General features: G+C 72.4%; 19 protein-coding genes. 6 read left to right on the forward strand and 13 right to left on the reverse strand.

What is annotated here, in order from left to right:
- Positions 1-10: 10 nt before the first annotated feature.
- The gene (pyrE, locus tag ACT80S_RS09780; protein WP_377415438.1) at positions 11-706 is read right to left on the reverse strand and encodes an orotate phosphoribosyltransferase; all 696 of its coding nucleotides are present in this window, start codon (positions 704-706) and stop codon (positions 11-13) included.
- On the opposite strand from pyrE, the gene ACT80S_RS09785 reads away from it, so the two are divergent.
- Positions 705-1,508: an exodeoxyribonuclease III gene (locus ACT80S_RS09785; protein WP_377415439.1), complete on the forward strand. Its 804-nt coding sequence runs from the start codon at positions 705-707 to the stop codon at positions 1,506-1,508. The genes pyrE and ACT80S_RS09785 overlap by 2 nt on opposite strands.
- Positions 1,509-1,529: 21 nt before the next feature.
- Here ACT80S_RS09785 and ACT80S_RS09790 read toward each other — a convergent pair whose 3' ends face one another.
- The 6 genes from ACT80S_RS09790 to ACT80S_RS09815 all read right to left on the reverse strand — a co-directional run bounded on the left by ACT80S_RS09790 (position 1,530) and on the right by ACT80S_RS09815 (position 7,166).
- Positions 1,530-2,543 carry an alpha/beta fold hydrolase gene (locus ACT80S_RS09790; RefSeq protein ID WP_377415440.1) on the reverse strand — a complete coding sequence of 338 codons (1,014 nt, stop codon included), beginning with the start codon at positions 2,541-2,543 and terminating at the stop codon, positions 1,530-1,532.
- Between the two features lie 107 nt (positions 2,544-2,650).
- On the reverse strand, positions 2,651-3,364 hold the full coding sequence (locus tag ACT80S_RS09795; protein WP_377415441.1) for an anti-sigma factor: 714 nt from the start codon (positions 3,362-3,364) through the stop codon (positions 2,651-2,653).
- Positions 3,361-3,927, reverse strand: coding sequence for a sigma-70 family RNA polymerase sigma factor (locus ACT80S_RS09800; protein WP_377415442.1), 567 nt, complete (start codon positions 3,925-3,927; stop codon positions 3,361-3,363). The genes ACT80S_RS09795 and ACT80S_RS09800 overlap by 4 nt, the downstream gene beginning before the upstream one ends.
- Before the next feature lie 79 nt (positions 3,928-4,006).
- A complete protein-coding gene (locus tag ACT80S_RS09805) occupies positions 4,007-4,564 on the reverse strand; it encodes a DUF3455 domain-containing protein (RefSeq protein WP_377415443.1) in 558 nt (185 codons plus the stop codon).
- 125 nt (positions 4,565-4,689) lie between these two features.
- The gene (locus ACT80S_RS09810; protein WP_377415444.1) at positions 4,690-5,100 is read right to left on the reverse strand and encodes a hypothetical protein; all 411 of its coding nucleotides are present in this window, start codon (positions 5,098-5,100) and stop codon (positions 4,690-4,692) included.
- Complete coding sequence (locus tag ACT80S_RS09815; RefSeq protein ID WP_377415445.1) at positions 5,097-7,166, reverse strand: ATP-dependent helicase; 2,070 nt, start codon at positions 7,164-7,166, stop codon at positions 5,097-5,099. The genes ACT80S_RS09810 and ACT80S_RS09815 overlap by 4 nt, the downstream gene beginning before the upstream one ends.
- A 99-nt stretch (positions 7,167-7,265) precedes the next feature.
- Here ACT80S_RS09815 and ACT80S_RS09820 point away from each other — a divergent pair, with 99 nt between their 5' ends.
- Complete coding sequence (locus ACT80S_RS09820; protein ID WP_377415446.1) at positions 7,266-8,231, forward strand: AEC family transporter; 966 nt, start codon at positions 7,266-7,268, stop codon at positions 8,229-8,231.
- 148 nt (positions 8,232-8,379) lie between these two features.
- Positions 8,380-8,643 carry a translation initiation factor IF-1 gene (gene infA, locus ACT80S_RS09825; RefSeq protein ID WP_377415447.1) on the forward strand — a complete coding sequence of 88 codons (264 nt, stop codon included), beginning with the start codon at positions 8,380-8,382 and terminating at the stop codon, positions 8,641-8,643.
- A gap of 48 nt (positions 8,644-8,691) precedes the next feature.
- On the opposite strand, the gene ACT80S_RS09830 is transcribed toward infA, so the two are convergent.
- From ACT80S_RS09830 to ACT80S_RS09840, 3 genes are all read right to left on the reverse strand, one after another.
- Positions 8,692-9,042 (reverse strand): DMT family protein, encoded by a 351-nt coding sequence (locus ACT80S_RS09830; RefSeq protein WP_377415448.1) that lies wholly within the window; start codon positions 9,040-9,042, stop codon positions 8,692-8,694.
- Positions 9,043-9,051: 9 nt separating this feature from the next.
- The gene (locus ACT80S_RS09835) at positions 9,052-9,408 is read right to left on the reverse strand and encodes a hypothetical protein (RefSeq protein WP_377415449.1); all 357 of its coding nucleotides are present in this window, start codon (positions 9,406-9,408) and stop codon (positions 9,052-9,054) included.
- 66 nt (positions 9,409-9,474) lie between these two features.
- Positions 9,475-10,632, reverse strand: a complete 1,158-nt coding sequence (locus tag ACT80S_RS09840) for a zinc-dependent alcohol dehydrogenase (protein WP_377415450.1) — start codon at positions 10,630-10,632, stop codon at positions 9,475-9,477.
- 100 nt (positions 10,633-10,732) lie between these two features.
- Between ACT80S_RS09840 and rocF the strand changes: the two genes are divergently transcribed.
- On the forward strand, positions 10,733-11,650 hold the full coding sequence (gene rocF, locus ACT80S_RS09845; RefSeq protein ID WP_377415451.1) for an arginase: 918 nt from the start codon (positions 10,733-10,735) through the stop codon (positions 11,648-11,650).
- Positions 11,651-11,659: 9 nt separating this feature from the next.
- On the opposite strand, the gene ACT80S_RS09850 is transcribed toward rocF, so the two are convergent.
- The 3 genes from ACT80S_RS09850 to uvrA form a co-directional block, all read right to left on the reverse strand.
- Entirely contained in the window at positions 11,660-11,995 is a 336-nt protein-coding gene (locus ACT80S_RS09850; protein ID WP_377415452.1) for a hypothetical protein, read from the reverse strand.
- A 120-nt stretch (positions 11,996-12,115) separates the two neighbouring features.
- Positions 12,116-15,100 carry an L-glutamate gamma-semialdehyde dehydrogenase gene (locus ACT80S_RS09855; protein ID WP_377415453.1) on the reverse strand — a complete coding sequence of 995 codons (2,985 nt, stop codon included), beginning with the start codon at positions 15,098-15,100 and terminating at the stop codon, positions 12,116-12,118.
- A 113-nt stretch (positions 15,101-15,213) separates the two neighbouring features.
- On the reverse strand, positions 15,214-18,222 hold the full coding sequence (gene uvrA, locus ACT80S_RS09860) for an excinuclease ABC subunit UvrA (protein ID WP_377415454.1): 3,009 nt from the start codon (positions 18,220-18,222) through the stop codon (positions 15,214-15,216).
- A gap of 114 nt (positions 18,223-18,336) precedes the next feature.
- Between uvrA and ACT80S_RS09865 the strand changes: the two genes are divergently transcribed.
- Entirely contained in the window at positions 18,337-20,154 is a 1,818-nt protein-coding gene (locus tag ACT80S_RS09865; RefSeq protein ID WP_377415455.1) for a thiamine pyrophosphate-binding protein, read from the forward strand.
- Positions 20,151-21,209 (forward strand): Gfo/Idh/MocA family protein, encoded by a 1,059-nt coding sequence (locus tag ACT80S_RS09870; protein ID WP_377415456.1) that lies wholly within the window; start codon positions 20,151-20,153, stop codon positions 21,207-21,209. The genes ACT80S_RS09865 and ACT80S_RS09870 overlap by 4 nt, the downstream gene beginning before the upstream one ends.
- The last annotated feature ends 15 nt before the right edge of the window (positions 21,210-21,224 follow it).

Raw genomic sequence — 21,224 nt, forward strand, 5'->3', positions numbered from 1 at the left:
GGGTCGGGTCTCAGTCGTCCACGCCGTAACGTTGTCGGTAGGCGAGCACCTGGGCGTAGTGCGCGCCCAGCGCCTCGCCGGCGTGCTCGTGGAGATATTGCAGCAAGTCGGCCAGTCGGGCAATTGCGCAAACCTTCAGGCCCAGCTTGTCGCGCACGTACTGCACGGCGCTGTGGTCCACGTCCTGGCCGTTCTCGGTGGCCTTTTCCTGGCGGTCCAGGGCGATGGCCACCGCGTGCGGCGTGGCGCCGGCGGCCTGGATGATGGCGATGGACTCGCGCGCCGCGGTGCCGGCGGACATCACGTCGTCGACGATCAGCACCCGGCCCTTCACGGGGGCGCCCACCAGCACGCCGCCTTCGCCGTGGTCCTTGGCTTCCTTGCGGTTGTAGGCGTAAGGCACGTTGCGGCCCAGGCGGGCCAGCTCGATGGCCACCGCGGCGGCCAGCGGGATGCCCTTGTAGGCCGGCCCGAACAGCATGTCGAACTCGATGCCCGAGGCGACGATGCGCTGTGCATAGAATTGCGCGAGACGGCCGAGCTTGGCGCCGTCGTCGAACAGGCCGGCGTTGAAGAAGTAGGGGGATTCGCGCCCCGCCTTGGTCTTGAAGCTGCCGAAGCGCAGAACGCCTGCTTCCACCGAAAACTGCACGAAGTCCTGGGCCAGGCGGTCCTGGCCGCCACCCGCATTTGCACTTGCCACCATGGGAAATTCCTTGTTCAAGCTCACCAGCCTCAACCTCAATGGCATCCGCTCGGCAGCGAGCAAGGGCGTCGAGGCCTGGGTGGCGAAGAATGCTCCGGATTGTATTTGCGTGCAGGAAGTCAAGGCCCAGGCCCCGGACGTGGCCGGCCGCTTCGAGGCGCTCGCCGGCCTGAAGGGCCATTTCCATTTCGCCGAGAAGAAAGGCTATTCCGGCGTCGCGGTCTACACCAAGCACGAACCCAGCGACGTGGTCGTGGGCTGGGACGGCGGCGAGTTCGACGCCGAGGGCCGCTACGTGGAACTGCGCTTCGACACCCCCGGGCGCAAGCTGTCCATCATCAGCGCCTACTTCCCCTCGGGTTCCTCGGGCGAGGAGCGCCAGCAGGCCAAGTTCCGCTTCCTCGCGGGCTTCGAGCCGCACCTGGCGGCGCTGAAGGCGCAGCGCGAATTCATCCTGTGCGGCGACATCAACATCGCCCACCAGGAGGCCGACCTGAAGAACTGGCGCAGCAACCAGAAGAACAGCGGCTTCCTGCCCGAGGAGCGCGCCTGGATGACGGCGCTGCTGTCCGACACCGGGCTGGTGGACGTCTACCGCCGGCTGAAGCCGGACACCACCCACGAGTGCTACACGTGGTGGAGCAACCGCGGCCAGGCCTACGCGAACAACGTGGGGTGGCGCCTGGACTACCACCTGGCCACGCCGGCACTGGCGGCGCTGGCGCGCTCGGAGTCGATCTACAAGGACGAGAAGTTCTCGGACCACGCCCCCATCACGGTGGACTACGAGCTGTCCCTCTGACGGGCCGGCCCCCGGGGGGCCTCATTTCTCGGCGAGGAAGCCGATCACGCTGCGATTGAAACGCTCGGTCGCCTCCAGGTGCAGCATGTGGCCGAAGCCCTCGAACACCTCGTGCCGTGCATTGGGCATGCGACCGGCCACCGCGCGTGCCAGCTCCGGGAAGTTGCCCATGCGCTCGCGCACCTCGGCGGGCGCGAAGGCGCGGCCGGTGGCCGTGCGGTCGCGGCTGCCCACCAGGATCAGCGTGGGCTGGCGCACCAGGGGGAACTCGTGCACCACCGGCTGGCCCCACATCGCGTAGAAGCTCGAGACGTAGCTGCGGACCCAGCGCGGGTACTCGGCGGAGGCCATCATCCGCGCCCGCACGTCCACGAAGGGATAGAACTGCTCGCGCGTGAGTTGCGGGTTGTAGGTGTTCACCAGCTGCGTGTAGTACTGCTCGGGGGTGAGCGCCATCTCCTGTTCGACCAGGCGCTCACGCGGCACCAGGGGCACGTACTGGCGGTAGTCCTCCAGGCCCACCGGGCCCACCAGCACCAGCCGGTTCACGCGCTGCGGGTAGGTGCGGGTGAAGCGGGTGCCGGCCATGCCGCCCATGGAGTGGGCGACGATGTCCACCTGGCCGACCTTCAGGTGGTCCAGCAGGCTGGCGGTGTGGGCGGCCATCACGTCGAAGTTGACCGGCAGGTCGTCCGGCTTGGACGACTTGCCGAAGTGGATCTGGTCCGGCGCCACCACGCGGTAGCCCTCGGCCGCGAGGGCCGTGATCACCGGCGCCCAGTAGCTGCCGGGAAAGTTGCGGCCGTGGAACAGGACCACGGTGCGGCCATTGGCCGGGCCGGTGGGCGCGACGTCCATGTAGGCCATTCGCAGGGTGCGGCCCTCCCAGGTCACCGGCAGGTGGCTGACGGGGTGGGGGTAGGCATAGCCCTCCAGGGCGATGCCATAGGGCTCGGGGCGGGCGGATTGCGCCGGGGCGAGCGCGGGCAGCAGCAGGGCGGCGCCGGCGACGGCAGCGGCCAGGATCTTTCGCATGGGGTCTCCTGTGGTTGTTCTTCGGGGCGGTGGACCGCGCGGGCGATCACGCGGGGCCATCATAGGCAGCCGGCCTATCCCGACCCTGGCGGGGAGGATTGCTTCGCCTACAGCACCTTGACCGCGCGGCCGATCGCCTGGATCGGGCCGGTGGGCCGGCCGGTGGGCGAGCCCGTGGGCGGTTCGAGGGTCAGCTCGAAGAGCTGGTCCGGCTGCAGCGGCGGCAACCGGTCGAGGGGGACCTGCATCGGCTGGCCGGGCGTCACCAGGCCCAGCGAGACGGGGGCGCTCCAGCCCTCGCCCTTGGTCCAGAACTGCAGCGCCTTGTCCGGCGGGATGGCCACGGCGCCCAGCGGGATCAGGCGCAGGGTCCGGCGCGCGTCGGCCTGGATCACCCACCCCGGCGCCTGGCCCTGCGGCGCCACCAGCACCACCACGTACTGCGGCGCGGGGGCGGGCGCCTGCAGGCGCGTGGCGAGCACGCTGGCCAGGATCGCCGTCGCCGCCAGGCCCGCGCCGGCCAGGCCGCGCCACAGGCGCAGGCTGTGCCACCAGCCCGGCGCCGTGGCGTGCGGCGCGGGCAGGCTGCGGACGATCCGGGGCCACAGGCCCGGCGACGGGGTGACGGGGTCGACCAGGCCGGCGAGCGGCGCCAGCCGGGCCTCCCATTGCGCCACGGCCTCCTGGAGGGCGCGTTCGGTGCGCAGGCGCCGGGCGACCTCGCGCCGCTCGCCGGCGGGCAGCGTGCCCAGGACGTACTCGCCCGCCAGAGCCTGGAGGTCGTCGTCCCGCGGATCCTCGGGCCCCGGCGCCGCGTTCATGTCATGCACTCCCGCAGTGCCAGCAGGCTGCGGCGCACCCAGGCCTTGACGGTGCCCAGCGGCGCGCCCAGCTTCCGCGCGATCTGGTCGTGGGACAGGCCGTCCACGTAGGCGTGCAGGACGCACAGCCGCCGGGCCGGCTCCAGGGCCTGCAGGCAGTGCTGCAGGCGGCCCAGGCTGGCATGGAGCTCGAAGGCGTCGGCCTGTTCGCGCCAGGCCTCCAGCGCGCGGCGCTCGTCCAGGATGGCGGCGGTGTCGTCGTCCACCGCCACGTCACGCTGCGAGTCGCGCACCGCGTTGAGGGCGAGGTGGCGCACCACGCTGAGGATCCAGCCCCGCGCATCGCCCCGTGACGCGTCGTAGCTGCCGGCCCGCTGCCAGATGTTCACGAACGCGTCGTGCACGATGTCTTCCGCCCGGCCCCTGTCGCCGACGATGCGCTGGGCCACCCCGAGCAGCCACGGCCCCTCGGCCTGGTACAGGCCGTGCAGCGCCCGCGCGTCGCCCAGGGCGCAGCGGGCGAGGGCCTGGGCGTGGTCGAAGCCGGGCGCAGGCGGCGGCATGGGGGTTGCGGGTGGCCTGGCAGGGCGCATGCGCCGCATCGTAGCGGCGCGGCCATCGCCCTGCCCGCCCGCGGGGCGCTCAGACGGCCTTCCAGAAGATGTAGTCGGCCTGGTAGCGGACCTGCTCGCGCGCGCCCTTGCTGGCCGCGGTGCACGGCGTGGCCGGCGCGACGCCGCCGCGCAGGGCGACGCGCTGGATGTAGGCCACGCCCGTCATCGCGCCGGTGCCCATCGCGGGATTGGCCTTGACCAGCTGCAGGGGCAGGTTGCCCTCGCCGGCCGGCGCCACGGCCAGCTGGGTGGCCGTCACCCGGGAGCCGTCGCTGGCCTCCCAGGTGGCGGGCGGGCCGTAGTAGGTGCCGACCTGCTTGCCCGCGCGGTCGTTCAGGACGGCCCGGGGACCGACGAAGGCCCACTCGGTCTGGCCAGGGGCGTTGGCCTTGTCGCGGCACTCGTAGGTGATCTCGCCGACGCCCACGGTCTCCCAGGCCACCCGGTGGCCGGCGGGGACCTGGATGCTGGCGGGCAGGCCGGCCTGCGAGAACGGGGCGGGCGGGGACATCGTGGCCATCGAGCCGCAGGCGGCCAGGACGGGGATGCAGGAGGCGACGGCGGCGAAGCGCAGGGGGGTGTGCATGGCGTGCTTTCTTCGAGGGTTGGAGGAAGGGCTCGTGCCCACCGGGGCAATGTCCCGGGGACGCAAGCCTCTACCCGCCAGCACGCGCCGTGGATGCAGGAGGCGCGAAAAAAATGCCGTGGCGCTCAGCGGGCGCCGTCGGCGCGCCGCAGGACGAACCCGGCCGGCCGGCCGGGCTCCCCGGCCTGCCAGCTGCCGCGGAACTCGCGCCCGCAGCTGCCCAGCACCGGCTCGCCAATCCAGGTGGCGCTGATGCGCGTGCCGTCCGCCGATTCCTCCAGCGTGAGCTCGCCGTCGTCCAGGTCGCCGGCCACCTGCGATTTCACGCCATCACGGTTGATCGTGCCCGCGAGGCTGCCCGGCCAGCGCGGGTTGGGCTCCAGCAGCAGCGTGCCCGCATGGCGGCCGCTGACCTCGGCGCGCCACAGCCCGTACAGGTCGGCCGCCGTCAGGTCGGCCGCCGCGGGGCAGGCGGCCGCGCCGGTGGCTGCCAGCGCCAGCAGGCCCGGGGCCAGCAGCGTCGCCAGGCGCGTCATGGGTTGTTCGACGCGGCGGCCGCGGCCTGCGCCTTGCGTGCGGCGAACTCGGCGCGCAGCGCCTTGAGCTTCTCGCGCGGGTCTTCCTTCACCGTGGTCTGGTCCAGCGCCATCTCGGCGATGAAGCGGCTCGGCAGCGCGGGGACGACCTCGCGCCCCTTCTTGCGGCGCTTGACCCAGCTCACCGCGAGTGATCGCTGGGCGCGGGTGATGCCCACGTACATCAGGCGGCGCTCCTCCTGCAGGCGCTGCAGGATGCCCTCGTTGGCGGCGCCGGCCTTGCCGTCGTCGTCATCGAGCTTGAACGGCAGCAGGCCCTCGTTGCAGCCCACCAGCACCACGTGCGGCCACTCCAGGCCCTTGGAGGCGTGCAGCGTGGACAGCGTGACCACGTTCTGGTCCTGCTCGCGCTCGCTGATGGTGGACAGCAGCGCGATGGTCTGCGCCACCTCGAGCAGGCTCTTGGTCTCGCTGGCGGTGGTGACGCCGGCGGCGTCGTCGATCTGGCCGCCGCAGCGCTGCGCCATCCAGTCGCAGAACTCCATCACGTTCGACCAGCGCGAGGCGGCGAGCTTCTCGCTGTCCTCGCTGTCGTACAGGTGCTTCTCGTAGCCGATGTCCTTGAGCCAGTCGTTCAGGAAGGCGCGGGCATCCTCGGCGCCCATCGTGTGGCGGGCGCGGTACTCGAGGTCGTTCACGTAGCGGCCGAACTCGTGCAGGCTGCCCAGCGCGCGGGCGTTGAGCACCGAGCCCAGCGAGCTGGAGAACAGCGCCTCGTACAGGCTCAGCTTGTACTGGCTGGCGAACTGGCCCAGGCTGGCCAGCGTCTGGTGGCCGATGCCGCGCTTGGGCGTGGTGACCGAGCGCAGGAAGGCCGGGTCGTCGTCGTTGTTCACCCACAGGCGCAGCCAGGCGCACAGGTCGCGGATCTCGGCGCGGTCGAAGAAGCTCTGGCCGCCCGAGACCTTGTAGGGGATCTGCGCCTTGCGCAGGGCCTGCTCGAAGATGCGGGCCTGGTGGTTGGCGCGGTACAGGAGGGCGAAGTCCTTCCACTCCTTGTGCTGGCCGCTGGCGCGGATCGACTGGATGCGCGCCACCGCGCGCTCGGCCTCGTGCTCCTCGTTGTCGCAGTCGACCACGCGCACCGGCTCGCCCTCGCCCAGCTCGGAGAACAGGGTCTTGGGAAACAGCTTCGGGTTCGGCTGGATCACGTTGTTCGCCGCGCGCAGGATGGCGCTGGTGGAGCGGTAGTTCTGCTCCAGCTTGATGACCTTCAGGCTCGGGAAGTCGACCGGCAGCTTGCGCAGGTTGTCCAGCGTGGCGCCGCGCCAGCCGTAGATGGACTGGTCGTCGTCGCCCACCGCGGTGAAACGCCCGCGTTCGCCCACCAGCAGCTTGAGCAGCTCGTACTGGGTGGCGTTGGTGTCCTGGTATTCGTCCACCAGCACGTGGCCCAGGTTCTTCTGCCACTTGGTGCGCACGTCGTCGTGCTCGCGCAGCAGCTTCAGGGGCAGGCCGATCAGGTCGTCGAAGTCCACGCTCTGGAAGGCGGCCAGGCGCTCCTCGTAGCGGGCCATGATGCGGGCGATGATGCGCTCGTTGTCGTCCTTGGCCTGGGCCTCGGCCTGGGCCGCGTTCAGGCCCATGTTCTTCCACAGGCTGATGGTCCACTGCCACTGGCGGGCGGTGGCCGCGTCGGTGGTGCCGCCGGCGTCCTTCAGGATGGAGGTGACGTCGTCCGAGTCCAGGATGGAGAACTGCGACTTCAGGCCCAGCGCGGTGCCGTCCTGCCGCAGCAGGCGCACGCCCAGCGCGTGGAAGGTGCAGATCACCACCTCCTTGGCCGGCTTGCCGATCAGGCCCTTGGCGCGCTCGCGCATTTCCGCGGCGGCCTTGTTGGTGAAGGTGATGGCGAGGATCCGGTTGGCCTCCAGGCCGGTCTGGATCATGCGGGCGATCTTGTGCGTGATCACCCGGGTCTTGCCGGAGCCGGCGCCGGCCAGCACCAGGCAGGGCCCATGCAGGTAGTTGACGGCTTCCTGTTGGGCGAAATTGAGGCCGGACATCGGGGGGGAATCGGGGTAGCGGAGCGAAGCGGCCGATGATACCGGCCGACCCGCCGCGCCCCCGGGGCTGGCCGCCGCGATGCAGGGACAATACGCGCCGTGCTGGACATCCTCAAGGTCACCTTCCCCTTCTTCGCCCTGGTCCTGTGCGGCTACCTCGCCGCGCGCCGGCGCATGCTGCCGCTGGAGGCGATCGGCGGGCTCAACACCTTCGTCCTGTTCTTCTCGCTGCCCTGCATGCTGTATCGCTTCGGCGCGAGCATGCCGGTGGCCCGCCTGTTCGACCCCGCGGTGGTGGCGGTGTGGCTGCCCTGCGCGCTGCTGATGGTGGCCGGCGCGGTGCGTTTCAGCCTGAACGGCCGCATCCGCTGGAACGACGCCTCCTTCGGCGCGCTGGTGGCGGCCTTCCCCAACACCGGCTTCATGGGCGTGCCGCTGCTGGTGGCCCTGCTCGGGCCCCGGGCGGCCGGCCCCACGATCGCCGCCCTCCTGGTCGACATGGTGATCACCTCCTCGCTGTGCATCGCGCTCTCGCGGCTCGATGGCGCCGGCCAGGGGGGCGCCGCGGCGGCCGCCCGCAAGGCCCTGCGCGGCGTGTTCCTCAACCCCCTGCCCTGGGCCATCCTGCTCGGGGGGCTGTCCTCGGCCCTCGGACTGGAACCGTACAAGCCGCTGGGCGCCACCATCGGCCTGCTGGCCGACGCGGCCTCGCCGGTGGCCCTGTTCACCATTGGCGCGGTGCTGGCGCGCTCGCAGATGGTGGCCGCCGCCCGCGGCGATGCGGCCATGCCCTGGCGCGACTTCGTGCCGGTCTCGCTGGCCAAGCTGGTGCTGCACCCGCTGCTGGTGGCCGGCGCGGCCTGGGGCGCGCGGGCGCTGGGGCTGCCCCTGGACCCGTTCGCCGCCACCGTGCTGGTGCTGGTGGCGGCCCTGCCCAGCGCCAGCAACGTCTCGGTGCTGGCCGAGCGCTTCGGCGCCGACACCGGGCGCATCGCCCGGATCATCCTGCTCACCACCGCGGCAGCCTTCCTCAGCTTCTCCGCGGCGGTCGCCCTCGTGACATAACCGGCGGCGGCGCCTTGCGGACAGGCGTCACCCGATGGGCCTACAATGGCGGGTTGCCGGCGTGGCGCCGGCATGGGCGCTGCGGCGCGGCTGGCAGGGTGCCGGCCCGGACCCCGGCGCCGCTTGTGTAGGTTGCCTAAGGTTTCCAATGGCCAAGGAAGAACTCATTGAAATGCGCGGCCGCGTGGCCGAAGTCCTGCCCGACTCCCGTTACCGCGTGGTGCTGGAGAACGGCCACGAGCTGATCGCCTACAGTGGCGGCAAGATGCGCAAGAACCACATCCGCATCATCGCGGGTGACGACGTGACGCTGGAGCTCTCGCCCTACGACCTGAACAAGGGCCGCATCATGTTCCGCCACCTGCCGGATCGCGCGCGTCCCCCGGGCGCCCCCGGCGGCCACCGTCGCTGATCACCCGGTCAGCCGACCCCGGGGCGCGGGCCGCCCCCCTTGCCGCCCTCAGGCGCTGCGGAAGATGAAGTACACGGCGCCCACCAGGCACAGCGCGGCCCACAGGTAGTCCAGCTTCAGCGGTTCCTTCATGTACAGGACCGCGAACGGCACGAACACCGCCAGCGTGATCACCTCCTGCATGATCTTCAGCTGCCCCAGCGACAGGCCCGCGTCGCGGTAGCCGATGCGGTTGGCGGGCACCTGCAGCAGGTACTCCGCCAGCGCGATGCCCCAGCTCACGAGGGCCGCCGTGTACCAGGGCGCCGCCGCCAGGCTGCGCAGGTGGCCGTACCAGGCCAGCGTCATGAAGACGTTCGAGGCGATGAGGAGCGCGATGGTCTGGAGCGTGGCGGGCATCCGCCGAGCTTAGCGGGCATTCGCCGGTGCCTGGCGCCGGCGCCGCGGGCGCCGCAGCAGCCACACCGCCACGCCCGTCACCGCCGCGGCCACCGCCACCTTGCGCACCAGGCCGGCGCGGTTGTGCCGCCACTCCGTTCCCAGGCCCATCTCGGCGAAGACATTGGGCACCCGGCCCCGGGCCAGGTCGGACAGCACGCCTTCGCCCACGCCCACCCGGTCCGCCAGGAGCAGCAGCATCCAGTGGCGCAGGTCGCCCTCGGCGTAGCGGAACGCGAACTCGCGCAGGCGCCCGCTCAGGCCGGCAGGCGGGACGCTGGTGCCGAAAACCGGCGTCAGGCCGGGCCGCTCGTTCGAATGCAGCACCCGCACCGTTTCGGGCTGGCGGGTGAGGGGGGGGGTGCGTGTCCATGGCGGGGCTCCAGGAGTGGATCAGTGGATCGCCGCCGAGGGCGGCACGAGCACGGGCTTGATGCAGCCATCGAGCTTGCTGGAGAACAGGTGGTAGGCGTCGGCCACGTCCTCCAGCGGCAGCCGGTGCGTGATGACCTCGCGCGGCCGCACCTGCCCCGACTGCACCAGCTCGACGAGCCGGGGCAGGTGCCGCTTCACGCTCGCCTGGTTCATGCGCAGGGTCAGGCCCTTGTTCAGGGCGGTGCCGATCGGCACCGCGTTGAAGGTGGGGCCGTACACGCCGACGATCGAGACATGCCCGCCCTTGCGCACCGAGGCGATGGCCCAGTGCAGCGCGGAGGCGGCGCCGGCCTGCAGCTTCAGGCGCACGCCGAGCAGTCGCTGCATCGCGCTGCCCGCGGCCTCGGCGCCCACGGCGTCGATGGCGACGTCCGGGCCCAGGCCGTCGGTGAGCTTCTTCAGGTGCACCGCCATGTCGCGGACCTCCCGGAAGTTCACCACCTCGCAGGGGGCGAAGGTGCGCGCGAATTCGAGCCGGTAGGCCAGGTGGTCGACCACGATCACCCGCCCCGCGCCGAACAGCCAGGCCGAGCGCGCCGCGAACAGGCCCACCGGCCCGGCGCCGAACACCACTACCGTATCGCCCTGCGTGATGGCGCCCATCTCGGCGGCCTGCCAGCCGGTGGGGAAGGCGTCGGTCAGGAGCACCGCGTCGTCCACGTCCATGTCGGGCGGGATCTTCATCGGGCCGACATCGGCCAGTGGCACGCGCACGAGTTCGGCCTGCCCGCCGTCGTAGCCGCCGGCGCTGTGCGAGTAGCCGTAGATGGCGCCGATCGCGGTGGCCTCCGCGTTGGTGTCATGGCAGTTGCCGAACAGCTGCTTGCGGCAGAAATAGCAGCGCCCGCAGGCGATGTTGAACGGCACCAGCACCGCATCGCCGGGCTGCAGGCTGCGCACCTCGGGCCCGACGGCCTCGACGATGCCGGTGAACTCGTGGCCGAAGGTGCTGCCCACGCGGGTGTCGGGCACGAGGCCGTGGTACAGGTGCAGGTCGGAGCCGCAGATGCAGGCGCGGGTGACGCGCACGATGGCGTCGCCGGGGTGCTCGATGCGCGGCTCGGGCTTCTGGTCGGCGCGCACCCGGTAGGGGCCGCGGTAGTTCATCGCCAGCATGGACGGGTCTCCTGGAAAAAGGGGCGGGCTGCGTGGCGGGCAAGCCGCGTGCCGCGCCGCACGCTTCCCAGGGCCGCCGCCGTCGCCGCACAATGGGCGCATGGCCGCATTTCCCGCCGTCAGCCTGATCGGCGCGCCCACCGACGTGGGCGCCAGCGTGCGCGGCGCCGGCATGGGGCCCGACGCCCTGCGGGTGGCCGGCCTGGCCGAGGCCCTGCGCGCCCAGGGCCTGCAGGTGACGGACCTGGGCAACCTCGCCGGACCGCCCAACCCCGGCCTGACGCCCGAGGCGGGCGTGCGCCACCTGCCCGAGGTGGTGGCCTGGAACCGCGCGGTGTTCGAGGCGGTCGACGCCGCGCTGGGCCGCGGGCATTTCCCGCTCCTCATGGGGGGCGACCACTGCCTGGCCATCGGCTCCATCAGTGCCATCGCCCGCCACTGCCGTCGCCAGGGCCGCCGCCTGCGGGTGCTGTGGCTGGACGCGCACACCGATGTCAACACCGAGGCCATCAGCCCCAGCGGCAACCTGCATGGCATGCCGGTGTCCTGCCTGCTGGGGCACGGGCCCTCGCAGCTCACGGGCTGGAGCGGGGAGGTCGCGGCCCTGGCGGCCGGTGACCTGGACTTCATCGGCATCCGCAGCGTCGACGCGCAGGAGAAGCAGGAGATCCGCCAGCTCGGGCTGCAGGTCTTCGACATGCGCCACATCGACGAGCACGGCATGCTGCGCACCATGGCCGAGGCGCTGCACGACATCGACGAGGACACCCACCTGCACGTGAGCTTCGACCTCGACTGCCTGGACCCCGCGGATGCGCCCGGCGTGGGCACCGCAGTGCGCGGCGGGCCGACCTACCGCGAGATGCAGCTGTGCATGGAGATGATCGCGGACACCGGCCGCCTCGCCTCGCTCGACGTCGTGGAGATCAACCCCGCGCTCGATGTCCGCAACCGCACCGCCGAACTGGCGGTCGATTTCATCCGGAGTCTGTTCGGCGCGTCGACGCTGGCGCGCTGAGGGCCGGCCTCACGCCTCGTCTTCCTCCTCGTCCTCGTCGCCGAAGCCGGCGAGGCCTTCGTCGAGGTCCATGAACTCGTCGTCGCCGGCCTCGGCGCCGGCGCCCTCGCCGCCGCCCAGGCGCACGATGCGGTCCGGGAGGATGTCGCCGCCCTCCTTGGCGTCGGTACCGGAGACGACGCCGCGCTCGCCGGTGCCGTAGGCGTCGCTGTCGCCGTGGACTTCCGAGGTGCCCAGCGCATCGCTGCCGCTGTCGGAGTTGTCGCTCGGGCCGAGCAGGTCACTGCCGCGGCCACGGGGCTGAAGGGGCGCCTTGTCCGCGCCCATGATGCTGCTGTAGGCCATGAGGCCCTCCTGTGCCCTGCACGATGGCGTGCCGACTCAGTGTGGCGATGAAGTGCGCGGCGTCAAGTCGGACAGCGGCGCGGCCCCGTGTCCGGCGCCGCGCTGGCCGCAATGCCGCCCTCAGTCGACCCGCGCCATGAGCGCCGCGTTGCCGCCGGCGGCGGCGGTGTTGATGCTCACCGTGCGCTCCACGCAGAACCGCGGCAGGTAGTGCGGCCCGCCCGCCTTGGGCCCGGTGCCGGACAGGCCCTCCCCGCCGAAGGGCTGCACCCCCACCACCGCGCCGGTCATGGCGCGGTTCACGTAGACATTGCCGATGCGCGCGCGCGCCGCCAGGGCGCGGGCGCGGCCCTCGATGCGGGTCTGGATCCCCAGGGTCAGGCCCCAGCCGAGCGCGTTGACCCGGTCGACCACGGCCAGCGGATCCCCGCGCCAGCGCGCCACCTGGAGCACCGGGCCGAAGACCTCCTCGGTCACCTGGCCGATGTCGTCCACCTCGAACAGGTGCGGGCCGACCAGGCCGGGGGGCTGGCCCGGCAGCGGTGGCGGCGCGTAGAGCAGGCGCCCGGTGGCGCGCAGGCGCGCGATGTGCGCCTGCAGGCCGGCGAAGGCGGCGTCGTCGATCACCGGTCCGATGTCGGTGGCGACCTGCGAGGGCTCGCCCGTGCGCAGTTCGGCCGCGGCGCCCGCCACCATCGCGACGACCTCGTCGGCGATGGCCTCGTGCAGCAGCAGCAGGCGCAGCGCGGAGCAGCGCTGGCCGGCCGAGCGGAAGGCGCTGTGCACCACCGCGTCGGCCACCTGCTCGGGCAGCGCGGTGGAGTCCACCAGCATGGCGTTGACGCCCCCGGTCTCGGCGACCAGGGGCAGGATGGGCCCGTCCTGCGCCGCCAGCGCGCGCTGGATGGCGCGGGCCACCGCGGTGGAGCCGGTGAAGGCCACGCCGGCGATGCCGGCACGGGCCACCAGCGCCGCGCCCACCGTCTCGCCCGGGCCATGCAGCAGTTGCAGGGCCCCGGCCGGCACGCCGGCCTCGTGCAGCACCCGCACCGCTTCCTGTGCGATGGCGGGCGTCTGCTCGGCGGGCTTGGCCAGCACGGTGTTGCCGGTGGCCAGGGCCGCGGCCACCTGGCCGGTGAAGATGGCGAGCGGGAAATTCCAGGGGCTGATGCAGACCCAGGCGCCGCGCCCGCACAGGCGCAGCGCGTTCGACTCGCCGGTGGGGCCCGGCAGGGCAACGGGCGCCATCACGCGCCCGGCCTCGAGCGCGTAATAGCGCAGGAAGTCGACGGCCTCGCGCACCTCGGCGACCGCGTCGCCCCAGGTCTTGCGCGCTTCCTTCACCAGCAGCGCGGCCAGCGGGGGCAGTCGCTGCTGCAGGGTGTCGGCGGCGCGCAGGAGGATGGCGGCGCGCTCGGCCACCGGCATCGCCTCCCAGGCGGGAAACGCGGCGCGCGCGCGCTCGACGGCCTCCGCCACCTGTCCCGGGTCGGCGGGCGCCACCAAGGGGACCTGCAGGCGCGCGTGCGCCGCCAGCAGCGGCTCGCGCATCGCGGGCACGGCCAGGTCCACGCCCTCGCTGTTGCGGCGCTCGCCGAGCAGGTCACGCGGCAGCGGCAGGCCCGGCAGCGACGCCGGCGCGGCGAGGAAGGCGCGGGCGCGCGCCATGGGCGAGGCGAGCAGTGCGGGCAGGTCCACCGCCGGGTCGGCGAGCTGGTGCACGAAGGAGGAATTGGCGCCGTTTTCCAGCAGCCGCCGCACCAGGTAGGCGAGCAGGTCGCGGTGCCGGCCCACCGGCGCGTACACCCGGCAACGCAGCGCGCCGTCCTTGAGCGCCTCACGGTAGACGCCCTCGCCCATGCCGTGCAGCCGCTGCAGCTCGAACGGCCGGCCCGCGGCCAGGCGCGCCACCGCCGCGAGCGTGGCGGCGTTGTGCGTGGCGAACTGGGGGAACACCACGTCGCCCGCGTCGAGCAGGGCCCGGGCGCAGGCGAGGTAGGAGACGTCGGTGTGCGCGCGGTGCGTGAACACCGGGTAGTGCGGCAGGCCCAGCTCCTGGGCGCGCTTGACCTCGGCATCCCAGTAGGCGCCCTTGACCAGGCGGCAGGTGAAGCGCAGGCCGAGGCGGCGGCCCAGCGTGATGACCTGTTCCACCAGGTCGAGCGCGCGGGTCTGGTAGGCCTGCAGCGCCAGGCCCAGGCCGGACCACTGCGGGCAGTGCGCGCGCACCTGCAGCGCCAGCGCCTCGAACACGTCCAGCGAAAGCTCGAGGCGGTCCACCTCCTCGGCGTCGAGGGTGAGGTTCAGGTTGGCGGCGGCGGCGCGCTCGCACAGCGCCCAGGCGCGCGGCACCAGCTCGGCGAGCACCCGGTCACGCTGCGCGTCCTCGTAGCGCGGGTGCAGGGCGCTGAGCTTGATCGACAGGCCGTCGTTGCCGCCGGGGCCGCGCGCCGGCTCGGCGCGGGCGGCGATGGCCTGCAGGGCCTGGGCATAGGCGTCGGCATAGCGCCGCGCGTCGGCCGCGGTGCGCGCGCCCTCGCCGAGCATGTCGAACGAGTGCAGGCCTCCGCCATGGCGCGAGGCCGACGCCAGCGCCTGGTGGATGTCCTGCGCCATCACGAACTGGTGCCCGAGCAGCTGCACCGCGCGCAGGGCGGCCGCCACCAGGGTGCGCGCGCCCAGGCGCTCCCACAGGCCGTCCGGTTCGCCATCGGCCGGCAGCAGCCGGCGGGAGAGGGCGATGACGGCGCCGGACAGGCGCGCCAGCGTGCTGTCGCCGGCGGCGGCGAAGTCGGCCTGCCCGAGCTGGTCGGCGGCCAGGGCGATGGCGGTCTCGATGTCGGGCACCCGCAGCAGGGCCTCGGCCAGGCGCATCAGGGCCAGGCCCTCGGCGCTGGAGATCGGGTACTCGCGCAGGAGGCTCTCCATCGCCCAGAACGGCGGCGGGTGGCTGCGCACGGCCTGCACCCAGGGCGTGGCCTCGCGCATCACGGCCGACCAGTCCAGCGCGCCCTCCAGGCGCGCGAGCCGGTCGGCCAGGACCTGGGCCTCGGGGCGGTAGGGATCGGGCAGGCGGGCTGTGGGGCCGGTGGCGGCGGGGGTCATGCGGGCTCCTCGGTCCTTGCGCACGCACGCATCGTCGCGCTTTTGGCGCGCGAATGCATCCCCGGGGACAGCGGCCCGACCCGCCCCGCGGCGGCCCGCGGGGCTTCAGCGGCTCAGAGCAGGCGCGCCAGGTAGCGGCCGGTGTGGCTCGCCGGGTTCGCGGCGACCGCCTCGGGCGTTCCGGTGGCCACCACCGTGCCGCCGCCGGCGCCGCCCTCGGGGCCCATGTCGACGAGCCAGTCGGCCGTCTTGATCACGTCCAGGTTGTGCTCGATAACGACGATGGTGTTGCCCGCGTCGCGCAACTGGTGCAGCACCTTGAGCAGCAGGTCGATGTCGGCGAAGTGCAGGCCGGTGGTGGGCTCGTCCAGGATGTAGAGGGTGCGGCCGGTGTCGCGCTTGGACAGCTCCAGCGCCAGCTTCACCCGCTGCGCCTCGCCGCCCGAGAGCGTGGTGGCGGCCTGCCCCAGCTTCACGTACGACAGTCCCACGTCCAGCAGCGTCTGCAGCTTGCGGGCGATGGCGGGCACCGGCTTGAGGAACTCGTGCGCTGCCTCCACCGTCATGTCCAGGATCTGGGCGATGTTCTTCCCCTTCCACTGGACCTCGAGCGTCTCGCGGTTGTAGCGCATGCCGCGGCACACGTCGCAGGCCACGTAGACATCGGGCAGGAAGTGCATCTCCACCTTCACCACGCCGTCGCCCTCGCAGGCCTCGCAGCGCCCGCCGGGCACGTTGAACGAGAAGCGCCCGGGGCCGTAGCCGCGCTCCTTGGCGGTGTGGGTGTCCGCCATCAGCTCGCGGATCGGTGTGAACAGGCCGGTGTAGGTGGCAGGGTTGCTGCGCGGCGTGCGGCCGATGGGGGACTGGTCGACGGCGATCACCTTGTCGAAGTGCTCCAGGCCCTCGATCTCGTCGTAGGGCGCGGGCTCTTCATGGGCGCGGTACAGGCTGCGCGCCGCCGCGGCATGCAGCGTGTCGTTCACCAGGGTGGACTTGCCCGAGCCGGAGACCCCGGTCACGCAGGTGAGCAGGCCCACCGGGATATCGACGGTGACGCCCTTGAGGTTGTTGCCCCGCGCGTTGGTGATGCGCAGGCGCTGCACTTCGCCGGGCCGGCCGCCCTCGACCGGCAGCCAGGCGGTGCGCCGCTTCGGCACCTCGATCTTCAGCGTGCCGGCCATGTAGCGGCCGGTGAGCGAGCTGGCGCTGGCCTGCACCTGCGCTGGCGTGCCCTGGGCGATCACCCGCCCGCCGTGGATGCCGGCGCCCGGGCCCATGTCGATCACGTGGTCGGCGGCGCGGATCATGTCCTCGTCGTGTTCCACCACCAGCACGCTGTTGCCGATGTCGCGCAGGTGGCGCAGGGTGTCGATCAGGCGGTCGTTGTCACGCTGGTGCAGGCCGATGCTGGGTTCGTCCAGCACGTACATCACGCCGGTCAGGCCGGAGCCGATCTGGCTGGCCAGGCGGATACGCTGGGCCTCGCCACCGGACAGCGTCTCGGCGCTGCGGTCGAGGCTCAGGTAGTTCAGGCCCACGTCATTGAGGAATTTCAGGCGGTTGCCGATCTCGCGCACCACCTTGTCGGCGATCTCGGCCTTCGCGCCCTTCAACCGCAGGCCCTGGAAATACCCCAGGCACTCGCGCAGCGTGACGCGGCTGATCTCGTAGATGGCCCGGGCCTGCTCGCCCTGGCCCACCTTCACGTGGCGCGCCTCGCGGCGCAGGCGCGAGCCCGCGCACTCGGGGCAGGGCTGGAGGCTGCGCAGGCGGCCGAGTTCCTCGCGCACGGCGCCCGATTCGGTCTCGCGGAAGCGGCGGGCCATGTTGGGGATGACGCCCTCGAAGGGGTGCTTCTTCGTCACCTTGCGGCCGGACGACTGGCCGGACTCCATCGTGTAGGAGAACCGGATCTCCTCCTCGCCCGAGCCGTGCAGGATGGCGTGCTGCACCGCGGGCGGCAGCTGCTCGAAGGGCGCCTCGGGGTCGAAGCCGTAGTGCTTGCCCAGGCTTTCGACCAGGCTGAAGTAGTAGGCGTTGCGGCGGTCCCAGCCCTTGATGGCCCCGGAGGCCAGCGACAGCGAGGGGAAGGCCACCACGCGCTGCGGGTCGAACACCTCGCCCTGGCCCAGGCCGTCGCAGGCGGGGCAGGCGCCCACAGGCGAGTTGAAGGAGAACAGGCGCGGCTCCAGCTCGCTGATGGAGTAGCTGCAGACCGGGCAGGCGAACTTGGCGTTGAACAGGTGCTCGCGGCCGCTGTCCATCTCCACCGCGATGGCGCGGCCCTCGGCCAGGCGCAGGGCGGCCTCGAAGCTCTCGGCCAGGCGCTGCTGCGCGTCGGGACGGACCTTGAGGCGGTCGATCACCACGTCGATGTCGTGCTTCTCGTTCTTCTTCAGCTTGGGCAGCTGGTCGAATTCGTAGCTCTGGCCGTTGACCCGGAAGCGGATGTAGCCCTGGGCCTGCATGGCGGCGAACAGCTCCTCGAACTCGCCCTTGCGCTCGCGCGCCACCGGCGCCAGCACCATCAGCTTGGTCTCCTCGGGCAGGGCCAGCACCGCGTCCACCATCTGCGAGACGGTCTGGGCGGCCAGGGGCTGGCCGTGGTCGGGGCAGTAGGGCGTGCCGGCGCGGGCGAACAGCAGGCGCAGGTAGTCGTGGATCTCGGTCACCGTGCCCACCGTCGACCGCGGGTTGTGGCTGGTGGCCTTCTGCTCGATGGAGATGGCGGGCGACAGGCCCTCGATCACGTCCACGTCGGGCTTGTCCATCAGCTGCAGGAACTGGCGGGCATAGGCCGACAGGCTTTCCACGTAGCGGCGCTGGCCCTCGGCGTACAGGGTGTCGAAGGCGAGCGAGGACTTGCCCGATCCCGACAGGCCGGTGATCACCACCAGCTGGTTGCGCGGGATGTCCAGGTCGATGTTCTTGAGGTTGTGCGTGCGCGCGCCGCGGATGGCGATGCGCGACGCGGCCAGGGCGGCGCCCAGGTACTGGCCGGCGGTCTCGGTGTTCAAGGCAGGGGCGGTCGAAGTCAACCCGCCATCATAGGTCGTGGCACCCGGGGGCTGGCAACCCGGGCCTGGCGGCGGATGGCGGCGGCGCGGGCCGCCCGCCATACATTCTTCTTTGGACAGGCATAAGAACACGGTGTTGGCCTTCGCCGCCGTGCATCAACAAGATACGGGTCCCCGGCTGCGTGGGCAGCCGTCCCCTGATGCACCGACGGCTCCATGAACGACTCGCGCGATCTCCCTGACCTGTCCCCGGCCACCACGGGCGCTGCCCCGATCGAGCGTCCTGTCGTCGCGCCGCCGACCGCCCTGTTCGGCAGCGATGCGATCGCCGAGGCGCTGCGCGCCCTGGATATTCCCTACATCGCCCTCAACCCCGGCGCCAGCTTCCGGGGCTTCCATGACAGCCTGGTCAACTACCTCGGCAACGAGCAGCCCCAGATGCTGCTGTGCCTGCACGAGGAGCATGCGGTGGCCATCGCCCATGGCTACGCCAAGGTCACGGGCCGGCCGATGGCCGCCGCCGCGCACTCAAATGTCGGACTGATGCACGCCACCATGGCGGTGTTCAACGCCTGGTGCGACCGCATGCCCCTGCTGCTGATCGGGGCCACCGGCCCCTTCGACGCGGCCCAGCGACGCCCCTGGATCGAGTGGATCCACACCGCGCGGGACCAGGGCGCGATGCTGCGGGACTACACCAAATGGGACGACCAGCCCGCCTCGCCCGCCGCCGCGCGCGAGTCCCTGCTGCGGGCCGGCTGGATCACGCAGACCGCGCCCAAGGGGCCGGTCTACGTCAACCTCGACGTCCAGCTCCAGGAGGCGCCCCTGGCCGAGCCGCTGGCGCCGATCGACCCGCGCCGCTACATGCCGCCGGTGGCCGCCACCGCCTCGGACCGGCAGGTCGCCGAGGTCGCGCGCCTGCTGTCCTCGGCGCAGCGGCCGGTGATCCTGGCCGGCCGCGCCTCCCGCAGCGAGGCGGCCTGGCAGGCGCGGGTGCGGCTGGCGCAGGCCCTGGGGGCCCGCGTCGTCACCGACCTGAAGGTGGGCGCCGCCTTCCCGACGAACCACCCGCTCCACGCCGGCGCGCCGGGCATCTATGCGACGCCGCAGGCGCGCGAGGCGATCGCCGCCGCCGACGTGGTGCTGTCGCTCGACTGGGTCGACCTGGCCGGCACCCTGGCCGCCGCCTTCGGCCCGGGCGACCCCCGCGCCACCATCATCCAGGTGTCGCAGGACCACACGCTCCACAACGGCTGGAGCATGGATTACCAGGGGCTGCCGCCGGTGGACCTGATGCTCGCGGCCGACCCCGACGAGGTGGCGATCGCCCTGGCCGACGCGGTCGGCGGGGCCCCGCGTGACCCGGGCTCCCTGCGGCCCCCGTTCCAGGGGCCGGCGCTCGGCCACGGCCCCATCACCATGGCCCACCTGGCGACCGGGCTGCGCGAGGCCGTGGGCGCCCGCGAGACCTCGCTGGTCCACCTGCCCCTGGGCTGGGACGGCCAGTTCTGGGACTTCACCCACCCGCTGGACTTCCTCGGCTCCGACGGCGGGGGCGGCGTGGGCGGCGGCCCGGGCATCTCGGTGGGCGCGGCGCTGGCCCTCAAGGGCAGCGGGCGCATCCCGGTCTGCATCGGCGGCGACGGCGACTTCCTCATGGGGGCGACGGCGATCTGGACGGCGGCCCACTACCGCATCCCGCTCCTGTACATCGTCGCCAACAACCAGTCGTTCTTCAACGACGAGGTGCACCAGGAGCGCGTCGCCCGCCTGCGGGGCCGGCCGGTCGAGAACAAGTGGATCGGCCAGCGCATCGACGACCCGGCGGTCGACATCGCCGGCATGGCGCGGTCGCAGGGCGCGCTGGGCATCGGCCCGGTCAGGAGCGCGGACCAGCTCGTGGCCGCCTTCCGCCAGGCCCTCGCGCATGTGGACGCCGGCGGCATTGCCGTGGTCGACGTGATCACCGAGCCGGGCTACACGCCCGCGATGGTGACGGCCCTGAATCACTCCAGCGGACAGAAGCCATGACCTCACCTTGCCGCATCGGCATCATCGGCGCCGGCGCGATGGGCCGCGCCCATCTCGACATCCTCTCGCGCCACCCGGCCTTCGAGGTCGTGGGCGTGGCCGACCCCTTCGAGAAGGCCCGGGCGCCGCTGGCCGCCCAGGGCATCGCCACCTTCGCCAGCCACCTCGAGTTGCTGGACACCGCATGGCCCGACGCGGTGGTGATCGCCACGCCCAACTCGCTGCACGTGCCGGCGGCGATCGACTGCATCGAGCGCGGCGTCGGCGTGCTGATCGAAAAGCCCGTGGCCGACTCGGTGGAGCGCGCGCTCGACCTGGTCCGGGTGCTGCAGTCCACCGAGGTCCCGGTGCTGGTCGGCCACCACCGCCGCCACAACCCCCTGCTGCAGAAGGCGGCGCAGCACATCGCCGCCGGCGGCATCGGCCGGGTGGTGGCCGTCGTCGGCCTGTGGCTGCGGCGCAAGCCCGACGAGTACTTCAGCGACCTGTGGAAGCTCGACCCGGCCCGGGGCGGGGGCGTGCTGTTGATCAACACCATCCACGACATCGACTGCCTGCGCATGCTGTGCGGCGAGATCGAATCGGTCCAGGCCGTCACCTCCAACGCCACGCGGGGCCTGGGCGTGGAGGACACGGCGGCCGTGACCCTGCGCTTCGCCAGCGGCGCCCTGGGCACGCTGACCGTCTCCGACGCCACCACCGCGCCCTGGTGCTGGGAGATGACCTCGCAGGAGGATCCGCGCTTCGCGACCATCCCCGAGGACTGCTACCTCGTCTGCGGCACGCAGGGCTCGATCACCGTGCCCACGCTCGAGACCTGGACCAACGAGCCCAATGGCGGGCGCGACGCGCCGCTGATTCGCCGGCGCCTCTACCACGTGCCCGCCGATGCCTTCACGCGCCAGCTCGATCACTTCGCCGCCCTCCTGCGCGGCGAGTGCGCGTCGCGGGTGACAGCGGCCGATGCCGCCCGCACCCTCGCCGCGACGCTGGCGATCCGGCAGTCCGCCGCGACGGGCTGCGCCATCCGCATCGCCGACCTGCTCGGCGAGTGAGTCCCCCAGAACCCG

This window comes from Ramlibacter sp. MAHUQ-53 (genome assembly GCF_052600055.1).

Coding starts and splice junctions, on each gene's coding strand:
- ACT80S_RS09785 (WP_377415439.1), top strand. CDS start 705: ATGGGAAATTCCTTGTTCAAGCTCACCAGCCTCAACCTCAATGGCATC.
- pyrE (WP_377415438.1), bottom strand. CDS start 706: ATGGTGGCAAGTGCAAATGCGGGTGGCGGCCAGGACCGCCTGGCCCAG.
- ACT80S_RS09790 (WP_377415440.1), bottom strand. CDS start 2,543: ATGCGAAAGATCCTGGCCGCTGCCGTCGCCGGCGCCGCCCTGCTGCTG.
- ACT80S_RS09795 (WP_377415441.1), bottom strand. CDS start 3,364: ATGAACGCGGCGCCGGGGCCCGAGGATCCGCGGGACGACGACCTCCAG.
- ACT80S_RS09800 (WP_377415442.1), bottom strand. CDS start 3,927: ATGCCGCCGCCTGCGCCCGGCTTCGACCACGCCCAGGCCCTCGCCCGC.
- ACT80S_RS09805 (WP_377415443.1), bottom strand. CDS start 4,564: ATGCACACCCCCCTGCGCTTCGCCGCCGTCGCCTCCTGCATCCCCGTC.
- ACT80S_RS09810 (WP_377415444.1), bottom strand. CDS start 5,100: ATGACGCGCCTGGCGACGCTGCTGGCCCCGGGCCTGCTGGCGCTGGCA.
- ACT80S_RS09815 (WP_377415445.1), bottom strand. CDS start 7,166: ATGTCCGGCCTCAATTTCGCCCAACAGGAAGCCGTCAACTACCTGCAT.
- infA (WP_377415447.1), top strand. CDS start 8,380: ATGGCCAAGGAAGAACTCATTGAAATGCGCGGCCGCGTGGCCGAAGTC.
- ACT80S_RS09830 (WP_377415448.1), bottom strand. CDS start 9,042: ATGCCCGCCACGCTCCAGACCATCGCGCTCCTCATCGCCTCGAACGTC.
- ACT80S_RS09840 (WP_377415450.1), bottom strand. CDS start 10,632: ATGCTGGCGATGAACTACCGCGGCCCCTACCGGGTGCGCGCCGACCAG.
- rocF (WP_377415451.1), top strand. CDS start 10,733: ATGGCCGCATTTCCCGCCGTCAGCCTGATCGGCGCGCCCACCGACGTG.
- ACT80S_RS09850 (WP_377415452.1), bottom strand. CDS start 11,995: ATGGCCTACAGCAGCATCATGGGCGCGGACAAGGCGCCCCTTCAGCCC.
- ACT80S_RS09855 (WP_377415453.1), bottom strand. CDS start 15,100: ATGACCCCCGCCGCCACCGGCCCCACAGCCCGCCTGCCCGATCCCTAC.
- uvrA (WP_377415454.1), bottom strand. CDS start 18,222: ATGGCGGGCGGCCCGCGCCGCCGCCATCCGCCGCCAGGCCCGGGTTGC.
- ACT80S_RS09865 (WP_377415455.1), top strand. CDS start 18,337: ATGAACGACTCGCGCGATCTCCCTGACCTGTCCCCGGCCACCACGGGC.
- ACT80S_RS09870 (WP_377415456.1), top strand. CDS start 20,151: ATGACCTCACCTTGCCGCATCGGCATCATCGGCGCCGGCGCGATGGGC.